Below are 24,907 nucleotides of genomic sequence, written 5' to 3'. Positions count from 1 at the left end.
CAACTAAAGCTTTAGTTATGAAGTAGTTTCCGGCCCCGGATTTCCCGGCGGTGAGTGCGATGATCTCGACATGAGTTCGGCAAGAGCGGCATGGCTGGTGCTGGCGGGGGCGACCGCGGCGTGGGGCGTCTTCGTCGCGTCCGAGCCGCTGTACCAGATCTCTTCGTGCGAGGTCGTCCAGATGGACGCGGCGTGCGGCGACCCCATGTTCGCCCACTACGGAATGCGGCTGGTGCTCTTGCTGGCGGTGCCGGTGATGCTGTGCGCGGTGCCCGCGCTGCAGGTCGCGCGTGGACTGTCCTGGTCGATCGCGGGAGTTTTGGTGCTCGGCTCACTGATCGCCCTACCCGCAACGGATTCCGTGCTCGCCGCGTGGGGGTACTACCTGCCGGTGGGTGCCGTCGCGGTCGTAGTGACCCGGTTTTCGAGTTGGTACGAACGTCGCGGGGTCGCGGTCGCGCGCTAGTGGGGGCGTAGGCCTGCGCGTAGGCCCGCGGCGGTTTCGGTTGCCGGAGTGGCGGTTCGGCGTTCGATTCTGTCGCCTGGCTGAAGCGCACCCGCTCGAAAGCCCACCAATGCTCTCAGCGGCGGAAGCGCCGCCACAGGCGGCGCAGGCGGGCGCGCAGGGTGGTGGCGGGTTCGGCTGCGGGAGTGGCGGTTTCGGCGGCACTCTCGGCGGCGGTGGCCTGGGCGAAGCGCACGTGTAGTTGCTCGCGGACCTGTTCGGGGGTGTAGGCGCGCCGACGTCGCTCGGCGCGCACGACCACCACGCCGGTGGCGACCACGCCGGCCGCACCTGCCAATCCCACTGCCTTCCACCACCGCATAGCGCATAGGCTACGGCCATGACGGGGACGGGCATCGATCTGGATCGGGCACTCGAGCTGACCAGGACCGGCGACATCTGGTTGTTCCGTGGGCATTCGGCCGCTGACCGGGCGATTCGGCTGACGACGAACAGTCCGGTGAATCACGTGGGGATGTCGGTGGTGCTCGATGATCTGCCTGCACTGATCTGGCATGCCGAACTCGGCCGGTCGCTGCCGGACATGTGGTCGGGGGCGGCGCATCGCGGCGTCCAATTGCACAATCTGCGCGACGCGGTGCTGGTGTGGGCGCATCGCTACGGTCAGCAGGCGTGGTTGCGTCAGTTGGACCGGCCCGCGACGCGGGAGATGGAAGACAGCCTGCTGCGCACCATCGCCCGGCTCGACGGCACCCCGTTCCCCTCCACCGCAGGCCTGGCTGGGCGCTGGCTGCGTGGCCGGGCGCGCCTGCCGCTGCGCAAATCGCGCAGGGCTGCCGCCCGCGAGCTGGAAAGCGCGTATTGCGCGGAGATCGTCGCCGCGACCTACCAGGCGATGGGGTTGCTGCCGGAGCGTCGTAGCCCCAATTGGTATGACCCGGGCCGCTTCTGGAGCGGCGACAACCTTCAGCTTTCCGGTGGCTACACGCTGGGCGGCGAGATCGCGGTGCGGACACCGCCCGCACCCGAGTCCTGACCGGCCGCCGCGCGGGCATCGCGCCCGCTGGGTGATCCGTTCGATTTCGTGCCGCCGAGTCGCCGCGCTCGCTGAACATCAGGCTGAATCCAGTGGTAGTAGGCGTGCCACGGGTATGTCCTATGGCATATTGCCGAACGGGAAAGGTTTCTGTTACCGTGCGTCACGGCAATGATCCGCCCACCGCGGCGAGCCGTGGCCGTCGAATCGAGGGCCGTCGACGGGCCGGCGAACAGGGCCGGCGCAGGAGTGCCGCGTATTTGCGGAGAAGAAGGCTCGACGCTCGAACGGATAGCGGAGAAAGTCATGAAGAATGCCTGGGTATACGGCGTGGTATTCCTGGTTCTGGGCCTGACGGCCCTCTTCATCGCGCGGTTGCGGCTGAGCGAGATCGAGGATCTGGCGATCGGGCATTCCAGCCCGCCGCCGGTGCTCGGCCAATTGCGCGAGAAGGTCATCGACTACGAGATCGACGGCCCACCGGGCGCACCGGTGCATCTGTCCTATTTGGACGAGCAGGGCAAGGTCAAAGACGTGTCGACCGAACTTCCATGGCGCACCTCGCTGCGTACCCGCAAGCTCGCTCTGCCGACCGGCGTTGTCGCGCAAGCCAATTCCGACCAGGTCGCGTGCCGGATCGTGATCAACGGGCAGGCCCGGGATGCGCAGGCGGCCACCGGCCCGTTCGCCGCGGTCAACTGCACGGTGCCGGTGTCATGACGAACTTCGTGCGGCGGCGCGGGAAAGAGTCGCGAGAACCGTTGCGGGAGCGGCTGCGTGCGCTGCTCCCCGCAGTGCGCCGAGAATTCTCGGTGCCGTTCGACCGGACGCTGCTGCGACGCGCCCCCGGCCGTCCGTTGTTCGCGCGCCTGCTCTACATGTTCTCGCTACCGATCATCGCGATCTGGCTGTTGCTCGCGGGCGGCTTGAATCTCGTTGTGCCCCAGCTGGAAACGGTGGTCAACGGGCATGCGCGATCCTTCCTGCCGGACGAGGCCTCGTCGGTGCAGGCGATCGTCAAAATGGGTGATTCGTTCGGCGGTGCCGGCACGAACAATTTCGTGTACGTGCTGCTCGAAGGCGACAACCCGCTCGGCGGTGACGCACATCAGTACTACCTGACGCTGCTGGATCGGCTGACGCAGGACAAGAAGCACGTCAACTCCGCGATGGATCTGTGGTCCAGCCCGGACTTCGCGCCCGCCAGCGAGAGCGCCGACGGCAAGGCCGCCTACGTGCTGCTCAACCTGGCCGGGAACATGGGCACCGCGCTGGCGATGGAATCCACCCAGGCGGCTCGCGACATCATCGCCGACAACCCGCCGCCCGCCGGTATCACAGTGCACCTGACCGGACCGTCGGCCGTGGTCAACGACGAACTCGTCTCGATCAACGATTCGATTCTGCTGCTCATCATCATGTGCGCCGTGCTCGTCGGCGGCGTGATGCTGTGCGTCTACCGGTCGCCGATCACGGTCGCGATGCCGCTGCTGACCGTCGGAATGGGCTTGGCGGTGGCCCGGCCCGTGGTCGCGTATCTCGGTGAACACGAGGTGATCGGTGTTTCGATCTTCGCCTCCGCGCTGCTCGCGGTGATCGTGCTCGGCGCGGGCACCAACTACGGCATCTTCCTGCTCGGCCGCTACCAAGAGGCCAGGCGCGCGGGGGAGGACCCGGAAACGGCGTATTACACAGCGCTGCACGGGGTTCTGCACATCATCATCGCGTCCGGGTTGACCGTCGCCGGTGCGACGGCGTGCATGTCGTTCACCCGTCTCGCGATCTTCAGCACCTCCGGTCTGCCGTGCACGATCGCGGTCTCGGTCACCCTCGCCGCCGCGTTGACGCTGGGGCCCGCGCTGCTGGCGCTCGGCAGCAGGCTCGGCTTCCTCGAACCGCGTGCGCAGTCCTCGCAGCGCCGCTGGCGCCGGATCGCGACCGCCGTGGTGCGCTGGCCCGGCCCGGTGCTGGTCGCGAGCCTGGCCGTGCTCGTGCTCGCCATCCTCGTGCTGCCGACCTTCCAGCCGAGTTTCAACGAGCGCATCGCCCAGCCGAGCGATTCGCCCGCCAATCTCGGCATCGCGGCCGCCGACCGGCATCTGCCGCCGAACATCATGGCGCCCAGCATCCTGCTGGTCCAATCGGACCACGATCTGCGCAATCCCGCGGACCTGGTGGCACTCGCGAAGCTGACCAACGCCGTGGTGAAGGTGCCGGGAGTCAGTGCGGTGCAGGGTATTACGCGGCCGCTGACCACCCCGCTCGAACTCGGCACGCTCACCGGCCAGGCCGGCTACATCGGCAGCCGGTTCACCCAGATGAAAGACATGCTCACGCCGCGCCTCGACGATCTGACCACCCTCGCCGGACGCATCGATCAGCTGAATCTCACCATCAAGGGACTCGAAACCGCCCTCGCCACCGGCCGGCAGGGATTCGGCCAGGTGAACACCAGCGCCGCCGCCATGCAGACGGCTGTGTCCGGGGTGGTCGACAAACTTGATACGCTGCGCGAGACAGCCGGTCCGGCAAGGGAGTTCGTGAACTCGATTCCGAATTGCCAAGACATCCAGGCCTGCCGGGCGGCGCAAACCGGCTTCTCGCTGTTCGACGACACCGACCGGCTCGACGGCACCGTCGACGGACTCGTGACCGGTCTGCGCACGGCGTCGCAAGCTCTGCCACAACTCGCCACCCAGGTGGACGGCCTCAAAGGCTTTGTCGCGCAGGTCAAGAGCGTGATCGCGCCGCTGCAGGGCACCCTCGACATCCTGCTCCCGCAGATCTCGGACATCACCCGATTCCTCGACGAGGTCGCCAGCGGTTTCACCACCGCGGATCCCGGTGAATTCTTCTTCCTGCCGAGTCAGGCGTTCGACAGCCCGCTGTTCAAGAACGCACTGCCGTTCTTCTTCTCGGCGGACGGCAAGGTGACGCGGATGATCGTGACTCCGCAGATGGAGGGCTTCAGCCGGGAGGCGATGGATCTCAGCGCGCAGATCATTCCGGCCTCGCTACAGGCGATGAAGGGCACGTCGCTGGCGGGCAGCACGGTGAGCATCGGCGGGCCGGGCGGCACGCTGCTCAACATCGAGGCGTTCGTGCACGAAGACTTCGTCACCAGCGTGGTGGCCGCGTTCGCCTTCGTGTTCTGCGTCGTCCTGATCCTGCTGCGCAGCCTGGTCGCCGCCATCGCGGTGATCGGCACCGTCGCGCTGTCGTATCTGTCCGCGCTGGGCTTGACCGTGCTCATCTGGCAGCACATCGTCGGTAATCCGCTGCACTGGTCGGTGGCGCCGGTCTCGTTCACCTTCCTGGTGGCCGTGGGGGCGGACTACAACATGCTGCTGGTCAGCAGATTCAAAGAGGAACTGAAGGCGGGCATCAACACCGGAATCATCCGGTCGATGGTCAACACCGGCGGGGTGGTGACCACCGCGGGCCTCGTCTTCGGCGTGACCATGTTCGCGATGCTGGTGAGCTACGCGCACAACATCGCCCAGATCGGCACCACCGTCGGCATCGGGCTCTTCCTCGATACCTTGATCGTCCGCTCGTTCGTCGTCCCGACGATCGCCGCGCTCACCGGGCGCTGGTTCTGGTGGCCGATCAACATCCTGCGGAAACCGGAGCCGAAACAGTCTCGGCCGCGGGCGGTTCCGGTCCAGGTGAACGGGATACGCCCGACCGCACCGGCTTTGGATCCCGCACGCGGCGGTCAGTGACTATCGGCTGCTGACCGGAACCGGCTCGGGGGCGGGTTCGGCCGCCTGCTGCGACAGGTTGCCGAACACCGCCACGGCCACCGCACCACCGATGGCGAGGAAGAAGCCCAGGAGGGCAAGCCATTCCAGGCCGGGCCGCGAGGTGTCGCCGAGCAGCAGCACACCGACGATGCCGGGCACCACCGTTTCACCGACCACCAGCGCCGCGGTCGCGCCGTTCACCGAACCGAGCTGCAGCGCAACGGTATGCAGATAGAAGCCGCCGATGCCCGCGATCGCGATCGTCCACGCGGCCGGGTCGGTGAGCAGCGCGGGCACGTCGAACGGATCGATCCCGTGCACGATCCGGACCGCGATCGCCAACGCACCGAACAGCATTCCCGCGGCCAGGCCCGCCGCAACCGCACCGCGCGAGCCCAACCGCCGCACCACCAGCTGACTGGCGGCGAACAGCAGGACCGACACGATCAGCACACCCCAGTGCAGCGCCGGATCGTCGCTACCGCCACCCTCGTGCCCTGCCGCGGCGCCGAGCGCGGCCAGCGCGAAGATCACCGAGCAGATCGCCACCCAATCGCGCAGGTGCAACCGGATGCCGAGCACGAAGATGCCCAGCACCGCGGTGATGATCAGGTTCGCGCTCATGATCGTCTGCGAGAGGAACAACGGAATCAACCGCGCCGACACCGCGTTCCCGGCGAAGCCGACCACATCGAGCACGCTGCCCAGAATGAACGTCACGGTCAACACCGCCGCCACCGTCGAAGCCACGGTCGGCGCCCCGGTCTCGGTCACCTGCCCGCCCACACCCCGCGCCAGCGCCGCCGCCGCGGACTGCCGCGCCGCGTACGCCTGCAACACCGAGGCCACGCCGTAGCCCAGGCAGGCCAGCAACGCCGCGATCAGCCCGATCAGCATGTGACCGGCTTCCGGAGGGACGAGGTAGTCGTTGTGTGCACAACCGACCATAACGTTCGCCAGGCGAACTATCTTCCCCCGGTCCGGGCGTCGGCGGTGCCCTGCTCCCCGTCGAAAACCCGCACCGTCCGGGTGGCGGACAGCGGCTCATAGTGGTCGGTGAACAGCTTGGCGATCAGTTCGCCGCGGCTGGTGACGCCGACCTTCTCGAAGATCGCCTTCACGTGATCGCGCACGGTATGCGCGGACAAGAACAGGGTGCTCGCGATCTCACCGGTGGACCGGCCGCGCGCGATCAGCTCGGTGACGTCGAGCTCGCGCCGGGTCAACTCGTAGGCGGCCACCACCAGCGACGCGACCTCGGAGGGTGTGGCGGGCTCGATCACCAGCGCGGTCATGCCCGGCGCACCGGTCAGGTCGCGCAGGCACGAGGCGTGGCAGACCAGCCAGCGTCCGGTGGTGGTGCGAATACGGATCCGGGAGTTCTCGCCGGTGATGCGAGCGCGGCCCGCCGTGCTGAGAATCCATACGGGCAGCGGTATTTCCATGCCGTTCGAGGTGGTGGTCGCGGGGCCGGGCGGCATCTCGGCGAGGAGCTGCTGTGCCTCGTCGTTGATCGAAACGAGGCCGCCGTGCTGGTCGAACAGCAGCATGCCGGGCGCTTCCGGCTGCCCGCTCGCCGCGGTGGCGGCATATGGTTGCGCGAAACTGCGCAGCCGCCGTGCCATCGGCGTCGACAGCCCGCTCACCAGGGCTATTTCCTTGTCCTGGAATGGCTTTCGTCCCCGCTCGCGGAACAGGCTGAGCTGGCCCCACGGCTGCCCGTCGATCCGGAGCACGGCGCGCAGTTCGTCGTCGAAACCGCGCGGGCACATGAAGTTCCGATACAGCGGACTCAGGCCCGGGTCGTCGCCGGTCACCGCGCGCAGCCCCGCGACCGGGACCGGCGCCCGCGCCAGCTCGCGGAACAGGTTGACGTGTTCGGCGAAGAGCTCAGACTCCCAATAGGTTCCGCATCCACCCTCGTGCAGGTTCTCCACCCGCACCGGCGCGGTGGTGAGCCCGTTGATCGGATCGGTCGCCACCCACACCGCCGCGTCGAACGGCGCGATCCGCCGCAACCGCGTAGAGGTCTGCGCGAACAGCGCGTGCGCGTCCGGGGCTGCTTCGATTCCCGCCAGCAGCCCACCTATGCCGACCGACGCCACACTCATGCACGCAACCATGCCGTGTCCGCCGTCCGACCGCCATCCCTCATTTGCGGGGGTGCGAAATCACGGCGGGAACCCCCGCAAACGAGGGATGTCCCCGGTGACCGCGTCCGGGTGAGGCTGGTCCGGTCTCAGTGATCGGAAGGAAACAGCATGGATCTCGGCATCATCGGTGCGGGCGCGGCGGCGGTCGCGCTGCTCGACGCGTTCGCGGCCACGTCGGGCACGGCGGGCAGCATCACGGTGTTCGACGGCTCGACCGCGGTCTGGCGCGGGCGGCCCTACCAGGCGGACATCGAGGCGGTTCGGGTGAACGCGCCGCCGGCGCTGATGTCGGTGCGAGCCACCGACCGCGCGCACTACGAGCGATGGCTGCAGGGACGGCCAGAAGTGGCCCGCTACTTCGACGAGGGCCTCGGGCAGCCGCTGGTACCGCGCGGCATGTACGGCGAGTATCTGGAGCAGACCGCCCGGAGCGCGATCGACCGCCTGCGGCGCACGGGCCGGCGGGTCAGCGTGGTGAACGCACGCGTCGTCGGCTTCTCCCGTGCTGCGGGCGGCAAGGCGTTGCTGCACACCGCGATCGGTGACCATCCGGTGGACCGCGCGGTGCTCAGTGTCGGAAGCGGCCGTCCCCGTGACCATTACGGGTTGACCGGTGCGCCGGGCTACGTCAACGAGCCATACCCGTTGGGCGACACGATCACCGAGGTACCGCCCGACGCGCACGTCGCGGTGATCGGCAGCGGGTTGACGGCGGTCGATACCGCCGTGGCGCTCACCGCGAACGGCCACACCGGGCCGATCAGCCTGCTGTCGCGCAGCGGCGTCCTGCCGTTCGTGCAACAGCGGCCCCTTCCGCTCGCGCCGAAACACCTCACCGCAGCCAACGGGCAGCGACTGGCCGCCGCCGGTGTCGTGCGGCTGCCGCAACTGGTCGACCTCATGCGCGCCGAACTCGCCGAGCTGGGACAGGATTTCGACTCGTTCGCCACGCAGCTCCGGGCCACCGAGGACCCGGTGACCCGGTTGCGCCGGCAGCTGACCGAACTGGACGACCCACATCAGGGCCGCCGCCTGCTCACCATGGCGATCCGCGTGCTCGGCCCGATCGTCTGGCCGCTGCTGACGGAATCGGATCGAACCATGCTGCGCACCGAGCACTTTCGCACGATCAGCAGTCTGAGTTCACCGATGGTGCCGCACAATGCGAAAATCGTTTTGCGGCTGCTGGATTCGGGTCAGTTGCGGCTTCGCGCCGGACTTCGCAAGATCGAGGCGCGCACCGGCGGCGGTTTCACCGTGCACGACGGCGCCGAGTGGCACGCGGACACGGTCTTCAACGCGGTCAACCCGCCCGCCTACACCACGCCTACCGAGACCGAGCCGCTGATCAGCGCGTTGCTGGCGAGCGGCGCCGCCGAATCCGCGCAGGCCGGGGGAGTGCGCACCGAATCCGGCACCCGCCGACTGCTCGTCGCGGGCCGTCCCGACCCGACCTGGCACGTGCTGGGCAATCTGGCCGCCGACGCGATGTTCATCGCCACGAATCCGCCGGGGCTCGCCGTGGAAGCCGCCGACCTCGTGCGGCACCTCGTGCCCTGAACGTCACAGGATGGATCGGTAACTGGATCTTGCGGACAAAAGGTGCTACCAATTAGGTGAGGCTTACCTAGTTAGGTTAGCCTCGCTTACTAGCTGAAGCCTACCTGCGAGGGTCGACCGTGTACGTCTGTATCTGCAACGCCGTCTCCGAGGCGGACGTGCACAGCTGCGTCGCCGCCGGTGCCGCGACGGTGAAGCAGGTCAAAGCGGTCTGCGGCTGGAAGCCCGGCTGTGGCAGCTGCACCCGCAGGCTCGTCGACGCGATCGGGCAAGCCCGGACGACGGTCCGGCCCGAGGCGCCCGCCGCCTGAGCGAGATAGGCAATCCTTCCTGGAAAGCCCCGGTGTGACGTGTGACACCATCCGTGGCCATGGAAGGCGACAAGGACATCATCAATGTGCTCAACGAGCAACTGACCGCGGAACTCACCGCGATCAACCAGTACTTCCTGCACGCCAAAATGCAGGCGAACTGGGGTTTCACCAAGCTCGCCAAGCACACCCGCTACGAGTCCATCGATGAGATGAAGCATGCGGAGATCCTCACCGACCGCATCCTCTTCCTCGATGGCCTGCCCAACTATCAGAAGCTGAACCCGCTGCGCATCGGCCAGACCGTGCCCGAACAGCTGAAGGCCGACCTGCAGATCGAGCTCGAAGCCGTCGAGCGGTTGCGTGGCGGCATCGAGCTGATGCGTTCCCGCGGCGACGTGACCTCCGCCCGCATCTTCGAGGCGATCCTCGAAGACGAGGAACATCACGTCGACTATCTGGAAACCGAACTCGCCCTGCTGGAAAAGCTCGGCGAGCAGCTGTACCTGCAGCGCTACACCGACATTCCCGAAGGGGACTGAGCGGCGGCGACAGCGGTGGCCTGCCGGCAATCGCGTCGGCAGGCCGCCGCCATCGTCGTGACTTCGGCTCCGGAGGGGTCCGGAGCGAGTGCGCCTAGCGTGCTCGCATGGAACCGATATATCGCGAATATCGTGCGGGTTCAGTGGGATACGCGCTGCCGAGCCTCGCGCTGATCGGCTTCGCCGCGGGCTTGGCGCAACTGTCCAGAACGGGCTCGCCACTCGTGATCCTACTCGGTGCCGTCGTCCTGATCGGTGCCGTGATCGCCGTCGCCTACCTGGCGCACCGGCGCAGTGCGACGATCACCGACCGGGGACAGCTCACCATCCGGTCGCTGTGGCAGACCCGCGTTCTCGCGTGGCCCGATATCCAGCTCATCGAGATCGAAGCCAATGTGGCGGCGGTCGGGCAAGCCGACGTGGCTCGGGAGATCGCCGTCGTCTACGACCACGCCGGACGCAAATACGTGCTGCCTCATCTCGATTCCAGAAGCGAGCCGCTGCTGCACGCGGAGGTGGATCGAATCCGCTTGGTGTGGGCGCAGTTTCGCGGCGCGGACTGGACGCTGTTGCCCGAGGTCACCGTGAAGGCCGCCCGCTCCCGCCGCGCCGGCGACCGCGCCACCGCCTTGCTCATCGCCCTGTTCGCGGCGCTCGCCACGTGGATCTGCGGACTCGTCCTGATCCTGATCGTGATCCTCACCGGAGCTTTCGAATTATCCTTCGGCCTGGGCGCCGGTCTCACCGGCATCGGCACCGCCGTCGTCTTCGCCGCCACCTTCAGCGTGTGCCTGAAGCGCCGCAGGCGTGACTCGTAGACCACCTCGTCGGCGGCGGGCCGGAGTGCGTCGAGTTGCCGTGCGGCGCCGGGGGCGGGCAGGCTGGTCTTCGCTCGCAACGGCGCATTCCCGCAGGAGGATTGACCAGATGCCGAACTGGCCGACGCTCGACCCGATCGAACAGCACGACAAGCTCACCGAGATCACGCGCGAGGTGCTCCCCACCCTGCCGATCGGCTGGACTCGACTTGTAGTGCGCGCCAAGATGATCGGGCCGCACGCGGAATCCGATACCGGCGTGCGTATGCCCGACGGCACGATCCGAGCCTGGTCCTTCCCGCCTGACGTCTGGCGGAAGTTTCAGCAACTGCGGAAAGGAATGTACGTGCAGGGACTCGGCTCATGGATCGAGTTCGAGTACATCCTGGATCCGCCCGACCGCTTCACCATCCGATACAACCGAGATCAGCTACCAGCCTTCTCGACACCGCCGACGGCTGAGCACTTCGGCACCGAGAACAGGTGGTTTCCGCGGTCGGATCAAGACATGCCGGAATGGTTCCGCGAGGGGCTGAGCCGAGCCTAGCGGCTCGTCGCCTGTGCCCTGCGCGCCCGCGATCAATGCTGCCGATTCGACTGGTAGGCGCGCGTCCGGTCACAGTGCGGCGGACGCTGCTGTCCCGAAATCCACGCCGTCCACCAGCTCCGGCGCCGTACCGTCGTCGGCGACGCAGGCCACAGCTCGGCGGATTTCGGCATGCAGGGCTTCGACCGCGTCGAAACCGAGGGCCGCGAGCAGCGGTTCGGCGCCGCGCTCGAGTAGCGCCATCGCCAGGGCCCAGTTGTCGCGGAGGGCGGCATAGAGCTGACGCAAAGCCAATGCCGGAGCCCGGTGCAGTAGCACGGGGAACAGTTCGGTGATCACCTCGTGGTACACCGACAGTTCCGGGTCGAAACCGAGTTCGGCGGCGTCCGTGAGCAATTCGACCGGGTCCACCAGCGCGGCACAGGTCGGCGATACCGCGAACTGGAGCAGCGTGACGACGCGGGTGGCCCGATCGCGGCGGTGCGCCTCGGCGAGAATCTCCGTGCCGAGTTCGCGAAGAAGCGCGTCCCCGGCCGGGCGCAGCCCCGCGGCGAACGCGACCAGACCGGCGACCGCGGGCAGCCGGTCACCGGTCATCAGCTCGCGGACTCGATCGGCGAAGTCCCGATAAGGAGCCCTGCCCGGCGGATGGAACAGCAGGTCCACCAGCGCGGCGTAGAGCGGGTCGGGGATGCGTGGCATCGGCGCGGACAGCGTCGGCTGTCCGGTACTCGAGATGATCAGATGTTCATGGACCCATGCCATGGCATGGCTGATGCTCCACAGCAGCTCGTCGAATCCGGTTCCGTCCGAGGGCACGGACAGCGTCGCGGCGTGCAGCTGCCGATAAGGCGGAAACGGTCGGCCGCCCTGCACCGCACTGATCATGTATCCCGACGAACCCTCGTAGCCGAAAACCATTGCGAAGGCGTCGGTCAGATATCGTGCACCGCTCTGGGACAGGAACGCCATGGCGGAATCGGCCTCATACGGGATGAGCCAGAAGGCGGCGTCGAACCGGGTGCGATGGTCCGGCCGCACGTAGGCGAAGGGAGTCGCGTCGAGTCCGTCGTCGAAAACCCATTCATAGCGCCGCATTCGGGCGAGCGCCGTACGGAACTGCGCCCACATGCTGTTCGCTGTTTCGTCGGTGCTGTCGACGGCGACGCTCGCGGCGAACTGGAACATCGTGGCCAAGCCGACAACCCGCTCGCCGTCGTCGGCCAGCGCGCCGACCAGTGCGATCGCCCGCCGCAGATCATGACGAGCGAGGTGTTGAGCGAAGACCCGGGTGGTGCGTGCCCAGCTGTAGGGGTTTGCGATTGCTCTCGGTCCGGGTGTCAGCGCGCGGACCACGTCGCCCGGTGAGCGGTGGAAGCGAGTGCGGCACAGCGTTGCCCAGTCGCGCATGTGATTGTGCAAATACATGAGGGCGAATTCGCGCGCACCCGGCGCGTCGGCCCGCTCGCTGTCCGCGAGCCGGAACGGCACGGTTTTCGGGGCGTCGACCAGCGGGCGGACCTCGCCGGGACGGTCGAGGCATTCGTGCAGCAGCGCGGTCGCCTGCTCGGTGTCACCGGCGTCCAGGTGACGATGCGCGAGCAGAGCGAGGACGCTGTAGCGGTCCGTAACCATTTGGGACCAGGTGGTTTCCGTCAGCTCCCTGGCTACCGCTGACGCTCGGCTCAGGTCGAACTCGGCGAAACCCAATGCGATACTACGTAATTGGCTTTCCCGGTTCATTCGGCTGATGATGTCCAGGTCCGGCCGGTGTGCGGGGATCGTGGCATGCGCGTCCTCGATCATTCCCACCGCGTCGGCCGTGTCGAACTCGGCCACCACCGAGGCTCGTCCGACTCGGCACCAGACGGAATTGTTCCACTCGTAGAGCTGGTTCAGCAGCCGGCCACTCTCGAATACCGCGCCCCATCTCGCCTGCAAGCGTGCCGCTCGCAGAAATGCCTCTTCGGTGTGGCCGTTGACGGGGACGGTCGAGAGACGGCCGAGCAGGTGCTGAGCCGTTGCCCGATCGAGGTCGGCCAATTCGGTGGCGGCGTCGACCAAGCCGCGTCCGAGCGCGCCCGCGTCGTCGCTGCCCCGCTCGACTTCCGCGAGCAGCTCCGTCCGATGCCGATCGGCACGGTCCGCCTCGTGCGGCAGCCACGCCCGGAAAAGCCTGGCGCGGCAATGCAAACGGCCCGCCGTGGTGGCTTCGGTCAGACTCGACTCGGCGAGCCGAAGCAGCTCCGGCACGTCCTCGGTGCCGGGGCGGGCGGCGAGATCCAGGTAGTCGCCTGCCCGATCGGTCTGGATCGCGGCGACGAGTGTTCGTGCCGCGCGGCCGTCACTGGATGCCGCGGCCGCGCGATACAGGGCGTCCGGCGGATGGTCCTCGCGCCAGCCGGAGTCGGGTCGCCGGGCCCGCTCCCACAGCACGAAGGCGCGGTCGAGATCGTACGGCGCGATCGCCGTCGCGGCCCATCGCAGCGGGTACTGGACCGGTTGCAGCGTGCCGATCTCGTTGGCCGGCACCGTCAACGCGCTCTGCACCAACAGGTCGCGCAGGCGGGCGTCGCTCGCGCCTCGCGGCGTGTGCCGCACGATCTCGTGCATGCCCAGGAACTGCTGATACGACGGCGGCACTGCCAGCACATGCTCGATCGCAATCTCGGTGCGTCCCATCCGAGCCAGCAGGCCCAGCACGCCGGGCGTCACGTCGTGCACCGAGCGCAGCGCTTGCCGACGGACCACGCCCAGATACACGATCGCCGGTAATCCCGTTGTCGGCGAGGGGCTTTCGAGAACTCGCTCTGCCGCGAGCTCGACCAGGCCGAGGAAGTGACGGTCGCTGCCCAGGGTAGCCCGGATGGCGCGACGCAGCCCAGGACAGACGAGGTCGGCCAGCTCCGCTGCGACGGCGGCGCGGCTGCCGGCCAGGTGCCTGCCGAGGTGGACGAGCCCGTAACGGTCGACACTGTCCCAGTCGACGGCGGCCCACGAGGCGGCCCGGCCGCGGTAGTGGCGGACGATGCGCTCGTGCCACTCCTGGGCGTCGACCGCGTACTCGGGGCGCTGCCGGCGGGTCGGCTCGCTGGTGAGGAATTCGCCGATCGAGTTGTGATACAGGGTGATTCGATCGTCGCGGACGTCGAGCAACCAGCGCAGCCGGGCCAGGATGCTGCGTACCGAACTCGGCCAGACCCGCACACCGGCCAGCGTGCTGAGTTCATCCGTGGTCAACGCGTCCCCGGCCACCGCGAGCACGCCGAGAATCGGCTGCACCACCCCTTCCCAGGCCGGTGTCAGCGTGTCGTCGGCGCTGATCGGATCGCGGATCTCGAGTAGGCCGAGCCGGGTGAGGTCGGTGCGCAGGGTGTCGATGAAATACGAGTACAGACCCGCCAGTCCGGGCGGCAGCCCGACGACCTCGAGCAACCGCGCGGTCTGTGGCGCATCCGCGGCGAGAGCGTCGGTCAGTGCTCGCGCATAGGTGGACAGGTAGAGAAAGTTTCCGCCGGCTCGGTCGGCGACGTCACGGTGGAATTGATCGAGCAGGTAGCCCTGTGCTCGCGCGGCCGCCGCGATGGGTTCGGTACTCAGCACCCGCCGGGCGTAGCCGACGAGGTCGTCGGCCACCTGCGGGGAGCCTGGATCGATGAGTATCTCGGCGAGCTGTCCGACGCGCGCGGATCGCAGCTGACCGAGCCCGGCATGCGGCCGAGAGGTCATGAGGACACAGATGTTCGGTGGCAGCTCGGGTCCGTCGGCGAGCCAGCGCAGGAGGCTCGGTGCGGCTTGGTCGCCCGCCAGTTCGTCGAGCGCGTCGAGCACGATCACGATCCTGGCGGTCGGGTCCGCAGCGAGCAGGACTTCGGCCGGCGCGAGCAATGCCAGATGCGCCAGATTATCCGGCTCCAGCAGCCGGGGTTCGAGAGTGGCGTAACCGATTTCGATACCGGTCACCGTCCCCGAGACCTTGCTGATCCGCTGTTCCACCTCGAGGACGGCGGTGCGATGGAACGGCGAGACGGTCAGGTCCTCGATGCGGATGCCGATCGCTCGACCGCCGTGCGCGACTGTCTCGATGTGCTGGCGAACGACGACCGAGAGGCGTTCGGGTTCGAACAGCTCCGGCCGCGCGCGGGCGAGCTGGTGGCCGATGGACAGCAGAAATGACTGGATGTCCCCGCCTGCCAACCGGATTCGGCTGTCCTGGCGGATGAAGTAGCGGAGCCAGTCGGGATGGGCGTGCGACAATCCGGCGAGCAGGCTGGTTTTGCCCGCTCCCGGCTCGCCGATCACCAGGACGTACCTGTTGGTTTCGGCTGCCGCTGTTGCGCTGTCCCGCAACCATTTACGCTCGACGAAGTCCGGTCCGACCCGGTCCTGGATCAGCTCGGCGAACGGGCGTGGGCCTCGGTCACCGTTCCCGGCGGTCGGCTCCGAGATCGACTCCAATGGCTTGCCCTCCCGCGGCCACCTCGCGCACCCGCGTGTGGCCCTCGATCGTGCCCTCGGCGCGGTCGGCGCGCACCGCGGCCACGTAGCCTGCTACCTGGTCTGCGTCGATGCTGCCGCGCACCTGAGCCGATTCTCGCCCTTCGCCCGCGAATACCAGCGGCGTACCGTGGATCGCCTCCAGCACGCGACGCAGGGCGTCGACGAGGTGGAGCAGGCGTTCGTCCGACGGCGCGACAGGGTCCACACCGGCCGCGTATTCATGCAGATCGCTGCGCAAAGCGCGCAGTTCGGGTTCGAATCGCTCCACCTGTGCCATGTCCGGCGCGGGGAGTTGTTCGGGTTCGGTCACGACCGGCGGCGTCTCGAGGTCGGTGCCCGGGTCCGATTCCGGATCCGAACCCGCACGTCGTCGCCGGAGCAACTCACCGGCCTGGTCGTAGAGAAACCTGACACCCTCGGACAACGCGGCCGTACCCAACACGGCCAGGGGCAGAAATTCCTCCACGTGGCCGATGCTACCCGAGAGGCCGCTACCCGTCGTTGGCGCGCAATCTATTTGGCTTCAGCCGGCGGCGCAAGGATGTGGGACACATCCTTCTAGCTTGCCGAAGTTGTTGATACCAGCCGGTTCACACGATTGAGATTACTTCGGGTAAAGTGTAATTTTCAAGACCGATGTAAACGTCCGAACCTCGGGGTCCATGTGTGGTGTGCGGTGAGTGCCTGTACGAGTTCGGCCTCGTTCGTGTTCGGTGAGGGGAAGTGCTCGGCCGCGGAGTCGGTAGCCGGGCGACGATCCGCCCTGCATGCGTCCCGCCGCAGGCCTCGCGCGAACCCGAGTTGGTATTACGATAATACCGTTGGTCAAGTCTTGGCGCGCTATCGATGGAGTGATGAGATCGAGCGGTCGGCCCGAGCGCGGCGGGATCGACATCGTCGCCGCGATGTGCGTCGTGTCGAGCTGTTTGTCGGGACGGGCCGTGGGTCGCCGGGTTCGCCGAGACTTGTTCTCTCCGGGCTGTAGTAATCACAGTGTGCCCGCTGGCTGTCGGCAGGCTGCTTCGCGTGCGGAGTCGCTGGGCCGGGCGGTATGGCGCGCCGGCGTTTTCGGTGCTCACCCGCGTCGTTTAGCCAGGTGTCGCCGGATCACCGGGACGGCTCGGCGTCCTGTGCGGCTGGACCTGCGTAGCGCGCCGAACAACGTGTCCGGTGCGTCGGCGATCTCGCTTCTTGTCTCGATCTCGGCACGCGATCGCAGGCCGCGTCATCGGCCAGTTTCGCTCTAGTGCGTGTGTGGTGCACGCGCATCGCAAGTCCTGGGAAAGGGTCCATGAACCGCACGATCGTGATCGCGGGGCGGATTCACTTCGCGGAGGGTCGAGGACGAGCGGGGGCACGATTCCAGAATGATAATACGATAATACTGTTGTTGAGCGCCTGCGCGGCTGGTGGTGCGTCTTGTATGCCTAGGGCTACTTCAAGTGTTGACAGGTTAATATTAACGATGCAACATTCATGACGTGGACCTGTTCTCCTACCCCAGCCTTCGCGCACATGTGCCGCCGGCGGTGGCGGACGGAGTCACCAAGCGACGCAAGCAAAAAGGAGATGACGTCGGATGGCTGAAGCCTTGGTGGGGGATAATCGGAAGCGGGGTGGGTGGGCAGTGGTGGCCGGTTCGGCGGGTGGCATCGGGCGGGAGGCCGCATTGCGGCTGGCCGAGGATGGATACTCGGTGCTGGCTTGCGGTCACGACGGCACCGGCGTGGCGGAGACCTGCAAATTGATCGAGTGGTCCGGGGGACGGGCGGTCGATCTGGTGGCAGATCTCTGGGATCCTGCGGCCGCGCCTCGGTTGATCGGGGAGATGGACCGATTGTTGTCGGGTGTTCCGGTGCAGGTGCTGGTCAACAACGCCGGGGAAGTCGATTACGGATCGACCGAGGACGTGTTCGACATCGTGTTCAATCTGAATGTGCGGATGCCTTTGCTGTTGGCGGGGGCGCTCGCCCCATCGATGGCCGCACGCGGCGCGGGGGCGATCGTCAACGTCGGCGGGTTCGGTGCTCGGGCGGGTAAGCCGGATAATGGCTGGGCTCGGGCGGCGCGGGCGGCGCTCGTCGAGTTGACCAGGTCGTGGTCGGACGAGTACGGGCCGAGTGGGGTTCGGGTCAATTTCGTGGATCCCGGCGACTTGTTCGCTCCGCCCCGGACGCTGCGTCCGGGCGAGTTACCGCAGGATGATAGCGGGCCTGCGGAGGTTGCGGAAGCCATCCGGTTTCTCGTCTCTCACCGGGCCGCTCATGTGCACGGTGCGTTGTTGACCATGAATGGCGAAGCGGGCGCGGCGGAGCGCCGTCCGTCGGCTGGTTTTACGGAGCCAGTGAAAGGTGTTGCCTTATAGCGTAAATCGGCGCTTCCGAGCGACGATGGCCTGCAGCGGCGGCGCGGATGGCTATTCGTGGCTCGGTTCGAGCAGGGCGGCGATCATCGCCGTAGCGTGCCACCGCTCGAATTCCCGGTGACTCCAGCCGCGTTCGTCGACCAGGCGCTGATAGTTCGTGTACTGGAGTTGCAACCAGAGCACGTCGGTGGCCGTGCGGCGTGAAATCCCCCGGCGCAACGATCGGGCCGCCGCGACGGCGGCCACGACGCTACCGGCCGTCTCGAGGAGTTGCTGCTGCGTCGATTTCAGGAGTTCCGCCAGCTCGGGATCGGTGCCTGCGGCCTGCTCCAGTACTGCCTGCAACGGCCGCGCTCGCCGCATGATCGCGGCCGTGTGCGTGGCGAACCGCTCGAGCAGCCGACGGGGGTCGTCGATCGTGAGGATCTGCGCCATCGTCGAATCGGCTTCGGTGACATCACCGTCGTTGTCTACGTATTGGCGGGCGAGCGCGAACAATTGTGCTTTATTCCCCGCGGCGAACACCGTCGGACGGGAGACGCCGGCATAGGTCGCTATCTGGTCAATGGTGGCGCCGGCGTATCCGCGTTCCGCGAACACCTGCATCGCGGCTCGCACCACGATGTCTCGGGTGCGCCGCGCAGCCTCCTCGCGCACCGGGGAGCGGTAGGTGCGCTGCAAGCGATTGACGTCTGCCATATGGTCCGATTTACTCTCAGTTACGTTAATTCATTCATGATAAGCGGAAGGCGGGCTGACGTGAACGTGCCGGGATCGCAGGTTCAGTGACCTGAGGCAGTGCGGCCGCCGGCCGATGTCGGCGCACGCCACTCTCGTTGGCGTCTAGCTGATGTCGGCCTCATTCGGTGTCGTCTCCTGCCGCCTGCGGCGGTGTCCGCCGGAATGTTTTCTACGAGAAGAAGCGTATCAGTCCGATGTGCGAACTTGTCGGACGCTGGTGACAATGCCGTTCGGGGATAGAGAAACGTCCCATCGAAATAGAAGCGGACGGATGAAGGTGCGCGGCGGCCGAATTCGATGATGTCATCGAACAGCTCACAATACCCATGAGACTTCCGCGCATTCTACGGAAAGTCTGAGTGCGGACCGGGGCGATGACGTGCGCGGCAGAATGCGGGGATACGCAAGATGGGGCAATGGTCTCGGGGGAGAAGAAACGAATGTACGGCTGGTGTCGGCGGGACTACGGGGTAGTCCGCTGGCTTGGCATGGTCGGCGTGGGTGGTCGGCCGCTCCTCTGGGGCAAGTCGGTGCAGCTCATATCGGCGTAGGTGCCGATCACTTCACCGGCCGATATTCGGTCGTGCTCTGCACGGTCCGGTTGTTACAGTGCGTCCATGAAGGTCAATTCGCGAATCGCTGCCGCGGCCGCACGAGCTCTGAGCTCGCCGGTCGCTGCCGCCTGACCTTCTCCCCATGTCAGCTGACCGGAAACGGTCCGCTGGCACGCGTGGGTCTTGTTGCAGGACTTGCCATCTGCGGTCGCTTCCGGTCGATTCCCACCGATGGAGCAACCACCGTGATCACGACAGAACAGACTGTTCGAACCTTCCTCGACTTCTTCCGCGAACGTGGGCACGAACTCACGCCGGGCGGATCGCTCATTCCCGCGCCGGGGGATCCGGTGCTGTTCACCACCTCCGGGATGCACCCGCTGACCCCCTATCTCATGGGTAACCCCCACCCGCTGGGCCGGCGGCTCACCGGGCTGCAACGCTGCCTGCGCACCACCGATCTCGAGGAGGTCGGCGACGACACCCATCTCACCGTGTTCGAGATGCTCGGGTCTTGGTCGCTCGGCGACTACGACGGACCGCAAAGCCTGCGTTGGGGATTCGAGCTGCTGCGCGACGGGTTCGGCATCGATCCCGGCCGGATGCACGTCACGGTGTTCGGCGGTGACGAACACGTCGAGCCTGACCATCAGTCGTGGCGCACATGCGATGAACTGGGGTTGCCGGTCGAACCGACCATTGACGAGAACTGGTGGTCCAACGGTCCGACCGGACTCTGCGGACCCGATTCCGAGATCTTCGTCTGGACGGGAGACGAAATGCCGCGAGGCACACCGACATCCGATGAACGGTGGGTGGAGGTGTGGAATCACGTCATGATGCGATACGTCCGGCATCCCGACGGCAGCCTCGAACCCTTGCGCCGGCCTGGCATCGACACCGGGCTGGGCCTGGAACGGCTGGTGCGCATCCTGCGAAACACGCAGTCCGTCTTCGAGATCGACGTTTTCCAACCTTGGCGGACCGCCCTGCCCCGACTCTGGGGCCCGCTGGACGAACGGTCGCTGCGATTGCTCTCGGACCATCTGCGATCGAGCATCGTCGTCCTCGGCGATCTGGTCACCCCGTCCCCGTCCGGCCGCGGTCACGTACTCCGCCGTTTGATCCGCCGCACCCTGACCACGCTGTGGCGCGACGATCCGACCCGGACCTTGTCTGACCTGCCGATAGAGCTGGTCGAACACACCCTCGAGCACTTCCGGCAATCCGTCCACCCCCGCGAAGTGCGCGCCATACTTCTCGACGAGGAACGCAAATTCGACCGAATGCTCCAGCGCGGACGAAAGGTACTGTCCCGCAGCCGTTTCAACGGACGCCCCCTGACCGAAGACGATTACCGCTATCTGCACGACACCCACGGCCTGCCCCGTGATCTGTTGGTGTACCTGAACACTGGAGCCGATGTCGGTTGACACGGGTAGAGAAGGTCGTCAGCAGGGAGGTGGACGGTGATCCGCCGTAGCGGTCAACGCTCGACGACGATCGGCACCTAATGCCGGTGCCGAGCTCGAACGGCTTGTCGGAAGGCGTTTCACGACGCGCTCTCAGCACGCGCTCGCGAAACTGGGCTTGGTTCGAGGGCAAGCTCACCGTTGGCGGTCCGCAACGCACTTCGTGAGAGCTCGCGTGTTTCGGCACCCGACCTGTTCCCCTTTTTCAATACAGCTGACATAATACAGTTGACTTGGAAAAGGAGTGGTGAGAATGACCAGTCGGTCGAAGCCCGTCGAAGCACCCACTGGGGACCGCCCGAGCCGAGCGGAGGTTTGCGCCGCGCCGCATGCCCGTCCCCTTGTGGGCGAGCGCAGCAGTGTCGAGTCGGGGAGTGCGCGATGACTGCTTTCGCCACCCCTGAGCTGGAGAAAGCCTACTTCGCGGCCTACGACACGGTGATGTCATCTTGGCCGGTACCGGCCGAGACGGTAGATCTCCCGGGTCGGTACGGCACGACACGAGTCACGTCTGCAGGTCCGACGGCGGCGCGGTCGCTGGTCCTGCTCCACGGATATAGCGGGACAGCCGGAATGTGGTATCCGGTAGTAGGTTCGCTGGCCGAGGAGCATCACGTGCGGGCGGTGGACACCATCGGCGAGCCGGGCCGCAGCCGACACACCGGCGCGCCCTTGACCAGCATGGACGATCTCGTGGATTGGCTCGCGGAAACGTTCGATCTGCTCGAGCTCCCCGCCGCCGACCTGTGCGGTCAGTCGCTGGGCGGGCACCTCGCGTTCCGGTTCGCGCTCGCCCATCCCGAACGGGTGCGGCGGCTGGTCCTGCTCGATCCGCCGCTGGTCTTCGCCGGGCTCAGTCCCGAATTCGAGGAGTTCGGCCGCAACCGCGACCCGCACCCGACTTTCGAGGATGCCCGCGCGATGCTGACACCGGGCGCCCCCGGTAGCGGACCGGCACATGTAGAGGCATATCTGGACCTGCTCGCGCACGGAGCCGCGCACTTTCCGGCCTCACCGATCGTTCACCCGCACCTGCCGGACGCGCTGCCGCACCTGCCGGTCCCGACTCTCGTCGCCCTGGCCGGCGCGAGCCAGGTGCACGATTCGGCGGTGGCCGCGGAAGCCGCGCGGCGCGCCGGGGCGCACACGGTGATCCTTCCCGGCGCGGGGCACGGTCTCCTGGCCGACGTCGAGCCTGTCCGCAGCCTCGTCCTCGAACACCTCCGGCGAACGGACTCGCCGACCTGATATGGCGACAGCGAACCGGAACAGGACCGAGGGACGTCGCGGGAGTGCACGGCTGCGACGCAATCACTGAGTCGATGAAATAGGTTGCGGTACAACAACCGTCGTGAAATATCCGATTGCGGATGGTCCGTCCGAGGCGGGCGACGCGCTGAATCATCTCGGCCCGCTCAGACGGGCCTGCGGGCCGTTTGTTTGACGTGCTGAGGTGTGGGTAGCTCGTCGGCGAGCCCTTTCGTGTTGCCGGGCTCACGCTGGTCGTCGCCGCGCCCGCCTGCACGGGCGCGGCGACGCAGCGGCCCCTTTGTGTGACCATGCTCCAGCCCGAATTGTCACGCTGATCCGGCACTCATTCGGAGGTGCACCGCGACGGTTTCGATGGCGGGGCACAACGACTTTCGGTGGTAATCACCAGGCGTCGACACTGCTGGCGGTCCTGGAGGCGTTCGGTTCCTGACCGCGCCGGCTCCACCGCCGATCGGCTGACGCCTCGACGGCGTCCTGGCGAATCGGGGGTGTCGACGGCGTGCAGGCTCTTGCGGATACTGTGAACGGTGATTACATTTCAATCATCGTTCACACGGGAGGGTTGAACATGGAAGTCTCCACTTCACCGCAAGACGGCGCCGCCGGCAGACGGCTGGACGGCTTGCCGCTAAGTGAAATCATCGAGAAGTTCCGGTCGCTGGAAGCACCGCAGATTTCCGAACTCGACGGCGAATACGTTCGCACGATGGTCCATGCCGATAGCCGGTTGGTCGAGTTCGTTGCCCGCCTCGGGGTCTCCGTGCCGATACATCATTGGCACGCCAAGGCATTTCGGCCCGAAACGGCGACGCAGGGCATCGGATACAACGCGATGACAGTGCTGGGTCGGCCCACCCGGCTGTATCCGATGCGCACACTCGTCGCACCCTCCAGGTACGATGCCCGACCCGCTTTTCAGCTCGTTTATGGTGCCTTCCGGTCTCCTCTCGGGGCCTTGCGCGCCGTCGACGAACTGCGAACTCTCAGCCCTGGCGTCTATTTGGGGCTAGGGCACCTCGGGCTGACCGCTCGGCAGCGGAAGGTACCCATCGCCTTCGTCTTGGAAGGGCCGATCGCCCAGTATCGCGGCGACATCGGAACTCCGGTGCCCGGATTCGAGATCGGAATCAGGGAACTTCCTGCCCTCGGGACTCGCTGACCGGGTCGCAGGTGGGCTTCTGCATCAATAAGGTCCGGCGCAAGTTGGATTTACCTGGGCGTGGTGTAGTAGCCGGCGTCGATATCATCGATGAGTCCGGGGCCGGTCGGTTCCCAATCCAGCAGTTCCCGGGTTCGCGTGTTCGACGCTGCGGCATCCAGGCCGATGAATTCTGCCAACCAGCTGAAATGAGTCGCCGCGTCCTCGGGGGCCACTTCCTTGACCGGTAAATCGAGCTGACTGCCGAATGCTTCGGCGACGGTCCGGATCGGAACCCCTTGCTCGCTGCATCCGTGCAGGGTGGATCCGCCGGGGGCTTGTTCGAGTGCGAGACGGAACAAGACGGCGGCGTCGGAGCGGTGGATCGCGGGCCAGCGGTTCGAGCCGTCGCCGAGGAATCCGGAAAAACCTTTGTCCCGGGCAATGCCGGCGATCGAAGCCATGAATCCCTGGTCCCGTTCTCCGTGGACGCTCGGGGCGAGACGCACAACCGACGAGCGGATCCCCCGCGAAGCGAGCGCCAACGTGGCCTCGGCGTTGGCGCGGCGCATCATGGGCGCGGCCGCGGGATGCCCTGGTGCAACGATGCTCACCTCGTGACCGTCCCGCTCGGTCGCCACCGTGCCTGGCGCCACGCCCAAAAGGCCTGAAGCGACAGAGAACGGCTTGCCCGAGCCCGCCAGCGCTTCGCCTACGGCATCGATGACGGCGCGGTCAGCCGTTGCGGCCTGTGCGAATCCGCCGGTGAAAGCGATGTCGTGTTTGAACGCGAGGTGGGCGACGCCGTCACTGGCGACAGTCGTGGCCTGTAGGAGGTCCAGGTCGTCGATGGTGCCGCGGACGACATCGGCGCCGAGCGCGGTCAGCGCGTCGGCCGACTGCGGTGAACGTGCGAGGCCGACGACGGTGTGGCCGTGCTCGATGAGTTCGGTGACCAGTGCAGAGCCGATCCAGCCGGACGCTCCGGTGATGAAAACGCGCATGCGATTCTCTCCTCGTGATGTCATAGTGTGACATCACGAGGCTAGCAGTGATGTCACACTATGTCATCACGTAAGATCTGGCTTATGGGTCGATGGGTGCCGGATTCGCAGGGTCGGCTGATCGCCGCCGCGTTGGAGTTGTTCGTGGAACGCGGCTTCGACCAGACGACCGTCGCCGATATCGCCGCGCGGGCCGGCGTGACGCAACGGACGTTCTACCGGCAGTTCACCGATAAACGCGAGGTGCTGTTCTGGGGGCAGGAGCGTCTGACCGCGACACTGATCGCCGCGCTCGAGGCCGTGCCCGAGAATGTCACGCCGCTGGCTGCGGTCGTCGAGGCCATCGCGGCGGCCGGTGCGTTCTTCGAGGATGAGACCGCCGGCCCGCGGATGCGTAATCAGGTCATCACCGCGAATGCCGAACTGCGCGAGCGGGAACTGCTCAAGATGGCGATGCTGGCCGACGCCCTCACGCAGACGCTCGGCGCGCGGGGTGTCGCCCCGGCGACCGCCGAATTGGCCGCCCGGACAGCGATCGCCGTCTTCGAGGTGGCCTTCACGCGATGGATCCACGAAACGCCGGCACGGCAATTCGCGCAAGTCGTCGACGAGGTCTACCTCGAACTCGAGGCTCTCACATCAACGGTCGACGCCGGTTCGCGTTGACTGAGATCCGCTGGAG

21 protein-coding genes are annotated in these 24,907 nt (G+C 66.7%); 14 read left to right on the top strand and 7 right to left on the bottom strand.

Annotated elements, in window-relative coordinates; translation table 11 throughout:
- The first annotated feature begins 70 nt into the window (after positions 1-70).
- On the top strand, positions 71-466 hold the full coding sequence (locus NVU01S_RS38395) for a hypothetical protein (RefSeq protein ID WP_156161778.1): 396 nt from the start codon (positions 71-73) through the stop codon (positions 464-466).
- A gap of 115 nt (positions 467-581) precedes the next feature.
- Here NVU01S_RS38395 and NVU01S_RS38390 read toward each other — a convergent pair whose 3' ends face one another.
- Positions 582-827 carry a hypothetical protein gene (locus tag NVU01S_RS38390; protein WP_043676806.1) on the bottom strand — a complete coding sequence of 82 codons (246 nt, stop codon included), beginning with the start codon at positions 825-827 and terminating at the stop codon, positions 582-584.
- Between the two features lie 18 nt (positions 828-845).
- Here NVU01S_RS38390 and NVU01S_RS38385 point away from each other — a divergent pair, with 18 nt between their 5' ends.
- From NVU01S_RS38385 to NVU01S_RS38375, 3 genes are all read left to right on the top strand, one after another.
- Positions 846-1,502 (top strand): hypothetical protein, encoded by a 657-nt coding sequence (locus NVU01S_RS38385; protein WP_043676804.1) that lies wholly within the window; start codon positions 846-848, stop codon positions 1,500-1,502.
- 306 nt (positions 1,503-1,808) lie between these two features.
- Complete coding sequence (locus NVU01S_RS38380; RefSeq protein WP_043676802.1) at positions 1,809-2,222, top strand: MmpS family transport accessory protein; 414 nt, start codon at positions 1,809-1,811, stop codon at positions 2,220-2,222.
- On the top strand, positions 2,219-5,227 hold the full coding sequence (locus tag NVU01S_RS38375; protein WP_043676799.1) for an MMPL/RND family transporter: 3,009 nt from the start codon (positions 2,219-2,221) through the stop codon (positions 5,225-5,227). Before NVU01S_RS38380 ends, NVU01S_RS38375 begins: the two co-directional genes overlap by 4 nt.
- Here the strand turns inward: NVU01S_RS38375 and NVU01S_RS38370 are convergent, their stop codons facing one another.
- The gene (locus tag NVU01S_RS38370; RefSeq protein ID WP_043676898.1) at positions 5,228-6,145 is read right to left on the bottom strand and encodes a DMT family transporter; all 918 of its coding nucleotides are present in this window, start codon (positions 6,143-6,145) and stop codon (positions 5,228-5,230) included. It abuts the gene before it with no gap.
- Positions 6,146-6,213: 68 nt separating this feature from the next.
- On the bottom strand, positions 6,214-7,359 hold the full coding sequence (locus tag NVU01S_RS38365) for a helix-turn-helix domain-containing protein (RefSeq protein WP_043676798.1): 1,146 nt from the start codon (positions 7,357-7,359) through the stop codon (positions 6,214-6,216).
- 150 nt (positions 7,360-7,509) lie between these two features.
- Between NVU01S_RS38365 and NVU01S_RS38360 the strand changes: the two genes are divergently transcribed.
- The 5 genes from NVU01S_RS38360 to NVU01S_RS38340 all read left to right on the top strand — a co-directional run bounded on the left by NVU01S_RS38360 (position 7,510) and on the right by NVU01S_RS38340 (position 11,179).
- On the top strand, positions 7,510-8,961 hold the full coding sequence (locus tag NVU01S_RS38360; protein WP_043676797.1) for an FAD/NAD(P)-binding protein: 1,452 nt from the start codon (positions 7,510-7,512) through the stop codon (positions 8,959-8,961).
- 119 nt (positions 8,962-9,080) lie between these two features.
- A complete protein-coding gene (locus NVU01S_RS38355; protein ID WP_043676796.1) occupies positions 9,081-9,272 on the top strand; it encodes a (2Fe-2S)-binding protein in 192 nt (63 codons plus the stop codon).
- A 59-nt stretch (positions 9,273-9,331) separates the two neighbouring features.
- The gene (gene bfr, locus NVU01S_RS38350) at positions 9,332-9,814 is read left to right on the top strand and encodes a bacterioferritin (protein WP_014985862.1); all 483 of its coding nucleotides are present in this window, start codon (positions 9,332-9,334) and stop codon (positions 9,812-9,814) included.
- A gap of 107 nt (positions 9,815-9,921) precedes the next feature.
- Positions 9,922-10,632, top strand: a complete 711-nt coding sequence (locus NVU01S_RS38345) for a hypothetical protein (RefSeq protein ID WP_156161777.1) — start codon at positions 9,922-9,924, stop codon at positions 10,630-10,632.
- 109 nt (positions 10,633-10,741) lie between these two features.
- Positions 10,742-11,179: a hypothetical protein gene (locus tag NVU01S_RS38340; RefSeq protein WP_043676794.1), complete on the top strand. Its 438-nt coding sequence runs from the start codon at positions 10,742-10,744 to the stop codon at positions 11,177-11,179.
- A gap of 69 nt (positions 11,180-11,248) precedes the next feature.
- Here the strand turns inward: NVU01S_RS38340 and NVU01S_RS38335 are convergent, their stop codons facing one another.
- Together NVU01S_RS38335 and NVU01S_RS38330 are read right to left on the bottom strand one after the other, a co-directional pair.
- Positions 11,249-15,637 carry an AAA family ATPase gene (locus NVU01S_RS38335; RefSeq protein WP_043676793.1) on the bottom strand — a complete coding sequence of 1,463 codons (4,389 nt, stop codon included), beginning with the start codon at positions 15,635-15,637 and terminating at the stop codon, positions 11,249-11,251.
- The gene (locus tag NVU01S_RS38330) at positions 15,600-16,145 is read right to left on the bottom strand and encodes a hypothetical protein (protein ID WP_043676792.1); all 546 of its coding nucleotides are present in this window, start codon (positions 16,143-16,145) and stop codon (positions 15,600-15,602) included. The genes NVU01S_RS38335 and NVU01S_RS38330 overlap by 38 nt, the downstream gene beginning before the upstream one ends.
- A 1,113-nt stretch (positions 16,146-17,258) precedes the next feature.
- Here NVU01S_RS38330 and NVU01S_RS38325 point away from each other — a divergent pair.
- A complete protein-coding gene (locus NVU01S_RS38325; RefSeq protein WP_063776016.1) occupies positions 17,259-18,044 on the top strand; it encodes an SDR family NAD(P)-dependent oxidoreductase in 786 nt (261 codons plus the stop codon).
- 51 nt (positions 18,045-18,095) lie between these two features.
- Here NVU01S_RS38325 and NVU01S_RS38320 read toward each other — a convergent pair whose 3' ends face one another.
- Complete coding sequence (locus tag NVU01S_RS38320; protein WP_043676791.1) at positions 18,096-18,743, bottom strand: TetR/AcrR family transcriptional regulator; 648 nt, start codon at positions 18,741-18,743, stop codon at positions 18,096-18,098.
- Between the two features lie 841 nt (positions 18,744-19,584).
- Between NVU01S_RS38320 and NVU01S_RS38315 the strand changes: the two genes are divergently transcribed.
- The 3 genes from NVU01S_RS38315 to NVU01S_RS38305 all read left to right on the top strand — a co-directional run bounded on the left by NVU01S_RS38315 (position 19,585) and on the right by NVU01S_RS38305 (position 23,242).
- Entirely contained in the window at positions 19,585-20,772 is a 1,188-nt protein-coding gene (locus tag NVU01S_RS38315; protein WP_082032252.1) for an alanine--tRNA ligase-related protein, read from the top strand.
- A 420-nt stretch (positions 20,773-21,192) separates the two neighbouring features.
- A complete protein-coding gene (locus NVU01S_RS38310; RefSeq protein ID WP_082032251.1) occupies positions 21,193-22,059 on the top strand; it encodes an alpha/beta fold hydrolase in 867 nt (288 codons plus the stop codon).
- 592 nt (positions 22,060-22,651) lie between these two features.
- A complete protein-coding gene (locus NVU01S_RS38305) occupies positions 22,652-23,242 on the top strand; it encodes a hypothetical protein (RefSeq protein ID WP_156161823.1) in 591 nt (196 codons plus the stop codon).
- Positions 23,243-23,292: 50 nt separating this feature from the next.
- Here the strand turns inward: NVU01S_RS38305 and NVU01S_RS38300 are convergent, their stop codons facing one another.
- Positions 23,293-24,225 (bottom strand): SDR family oxidoreductase, encoded by a 933-nt coding sequence (locus NVU01S_RS38300; RefSeq protein ID WP_043677875.1) that lies wholly within the window; start codon positions 24,223-24,225, stop codon positions 23,293-23,295.
- A gap of 60 nt (positions 24,226-24,285) precedes the next feature.
- Here NVU01S_RS38300 and NVU01S_RS38295 point away from each other — a divergent pair, with 60 nt between their 5' ends.
- On the top strand, positions 24,286-24,891 hold the full coding sequence (locus NVU01S_RS38295; protein WP_307684837.1) for a TetR family transcriptional regulator: 606 nt from the start codon (positions 24,286-24,288) through the stop codon (positions 24,889-24,891).
- Positions 24,892-24,907: the final 16 nt, after the last annotated feature.

The organism is Nocardia vulneris, from assembly GCF_001613425.1.
GTDB classification, from domain to species: domain Bacteria; phylum Actinomycetota; class Actinomycetes; order Mycobacteriales; family Mycobacteriaceae; genus Nocardia; species Nocardia vulneris.
The sequence above is the reverse complement of the archived record's forward strand: the minus strand, read 5'-3'. Positions and strand labels throughout refer to the sequence as shown.

What these genes read in the sequence shown, in the direction of transcription:
- NVU01S_RS38395 (WP_156161778.1), top strand. Translation starts at nt 71, where the DNA reads ATGAGTTCGGCAAGAGCGGCATGGCTGGTGCTGGCGGGGGCGACCGCG.
- NVU01S_RS38390 (WP_043676806.1), bottom strand. Translation starts at nt 827, where the DNA reads ATGCGGTGGTGGAAGGCAGTGGGATTGGCAGGTGCGGCCGGCGTGGTC.
- NVU01S_RS38385 (WP_043676804.1), top strand. Translation starts at nt 846, where the DNA reads ATGACGGGGACGGGCATCGATCTGGATCGGGCACTCGAGCTGACCAGG.
- NVU01S_RS38380 (WP_043676802.1), top strand. Translation starts at nt 1,809, where the DNA reads ATGAAGAATGCCTGGGTATACGGCGTGGTATTCCTGGTTCTGGGCCTG.
- NVU01S_RS38375 (WP_043676799.1), top strand. Translation starts at nt 2,219, where the DNA reads ATGACGAACTTCGTGCGGCGGCGCGGGAAAGAGTCGCGAGAACCGTTG.
- NVU01S_RS38370 (WP_043676898.1), bottom strand. Translation starts at nt 6,145, where the DNA reads ATGCTGATCGGGCTGATCGCGGCGTTGCTGGCCTGCCTGGGCTACGGC.
- NVU01S_RS38365 (WP_043676798.1), bottom strand. Translation starts at nt 7,359, where the DNA reads ATGAGTGTGGCGTCGGTCGGCATAGGTGGGCTGCTGGCGGGAATCGAA.
- NVU01S_RS38360 (WP_043676797.1), top strand. Translation starts at nt 7,510, where the DNA reads ATGGATCTCGGCATCATCGGTGCGGGCGCGGCGGCGGTCGCGCTGCTC.
- bfr (WP_014985862.1), top strand. Translation starts at nt 9,332, where the DNA reads ATGGAAGGCGACAAGGACATCATCAATGTGCTCAACGAGCAACTGACC.
- NVU01S_RS38345 (WP_156161777.1), top strand. Translation starts at nt 9,922, where the DNA reads ATGGAACCGATATATCGCGAATATCGTGCGGGTTCAGTGGGATACGCG.
- NVU01S_RS38340 (WP_043676794.1), top strand. Translation starts at nt 10,742, where the DNA reads ATGCCGAACTGGCCGACGCTCGACCCGATCGAACAGCACGACAAGCTC.
- NVU01S_RS38325 (WP_063776016.1), top strand. Translation starts at nt 17,259, where the DNA reads ATGGCTGAAGCCTTGGTGGGGGATAATCGGAAGCGGGGTGGGTGGGCA.
- NVU01S_RS38320 (WP_043676791.1), bottom strand. Translation starts at nt 18,743, where the DNA reads ATGGCAGACGTCAATCGCTTGCAGCGCACCTACCGCTCCCCGGTGCGC.
- NVU01S_RS38310 (WP_082032251.1), top strand. Translation starts at nt 21,193, where the DNA reads ATGACTGCTTTCGCCACCCCTGAGCTGGAGAAAGCCTACTTCGCGGCC.
- NVU01S_RS38305 (WP_156161823.1), top strand. Translation starts at nt 22,652, where the DNA reads ATGGAAGTCTCCACTTCACCGCAAGACGGCGCCGCCGGCAGACGGCTG.
- NVU01S_RS38300 (WP_043677875.1), bottom strand. Translation starts at nt 24,225, where the DNA reads ATGCGCGTTTTCATCACCGGAGCGTCCGGCTGGATCGGCTCTGCACTG.
- NVU01S_RS38295 (WP_307684837.1), top strand. Translation starts at nt 24,286, where the DNA reads ATGTCATCACGTAAGATCTGGCTTATGGGTCGATGGGTGCCGGATTCG.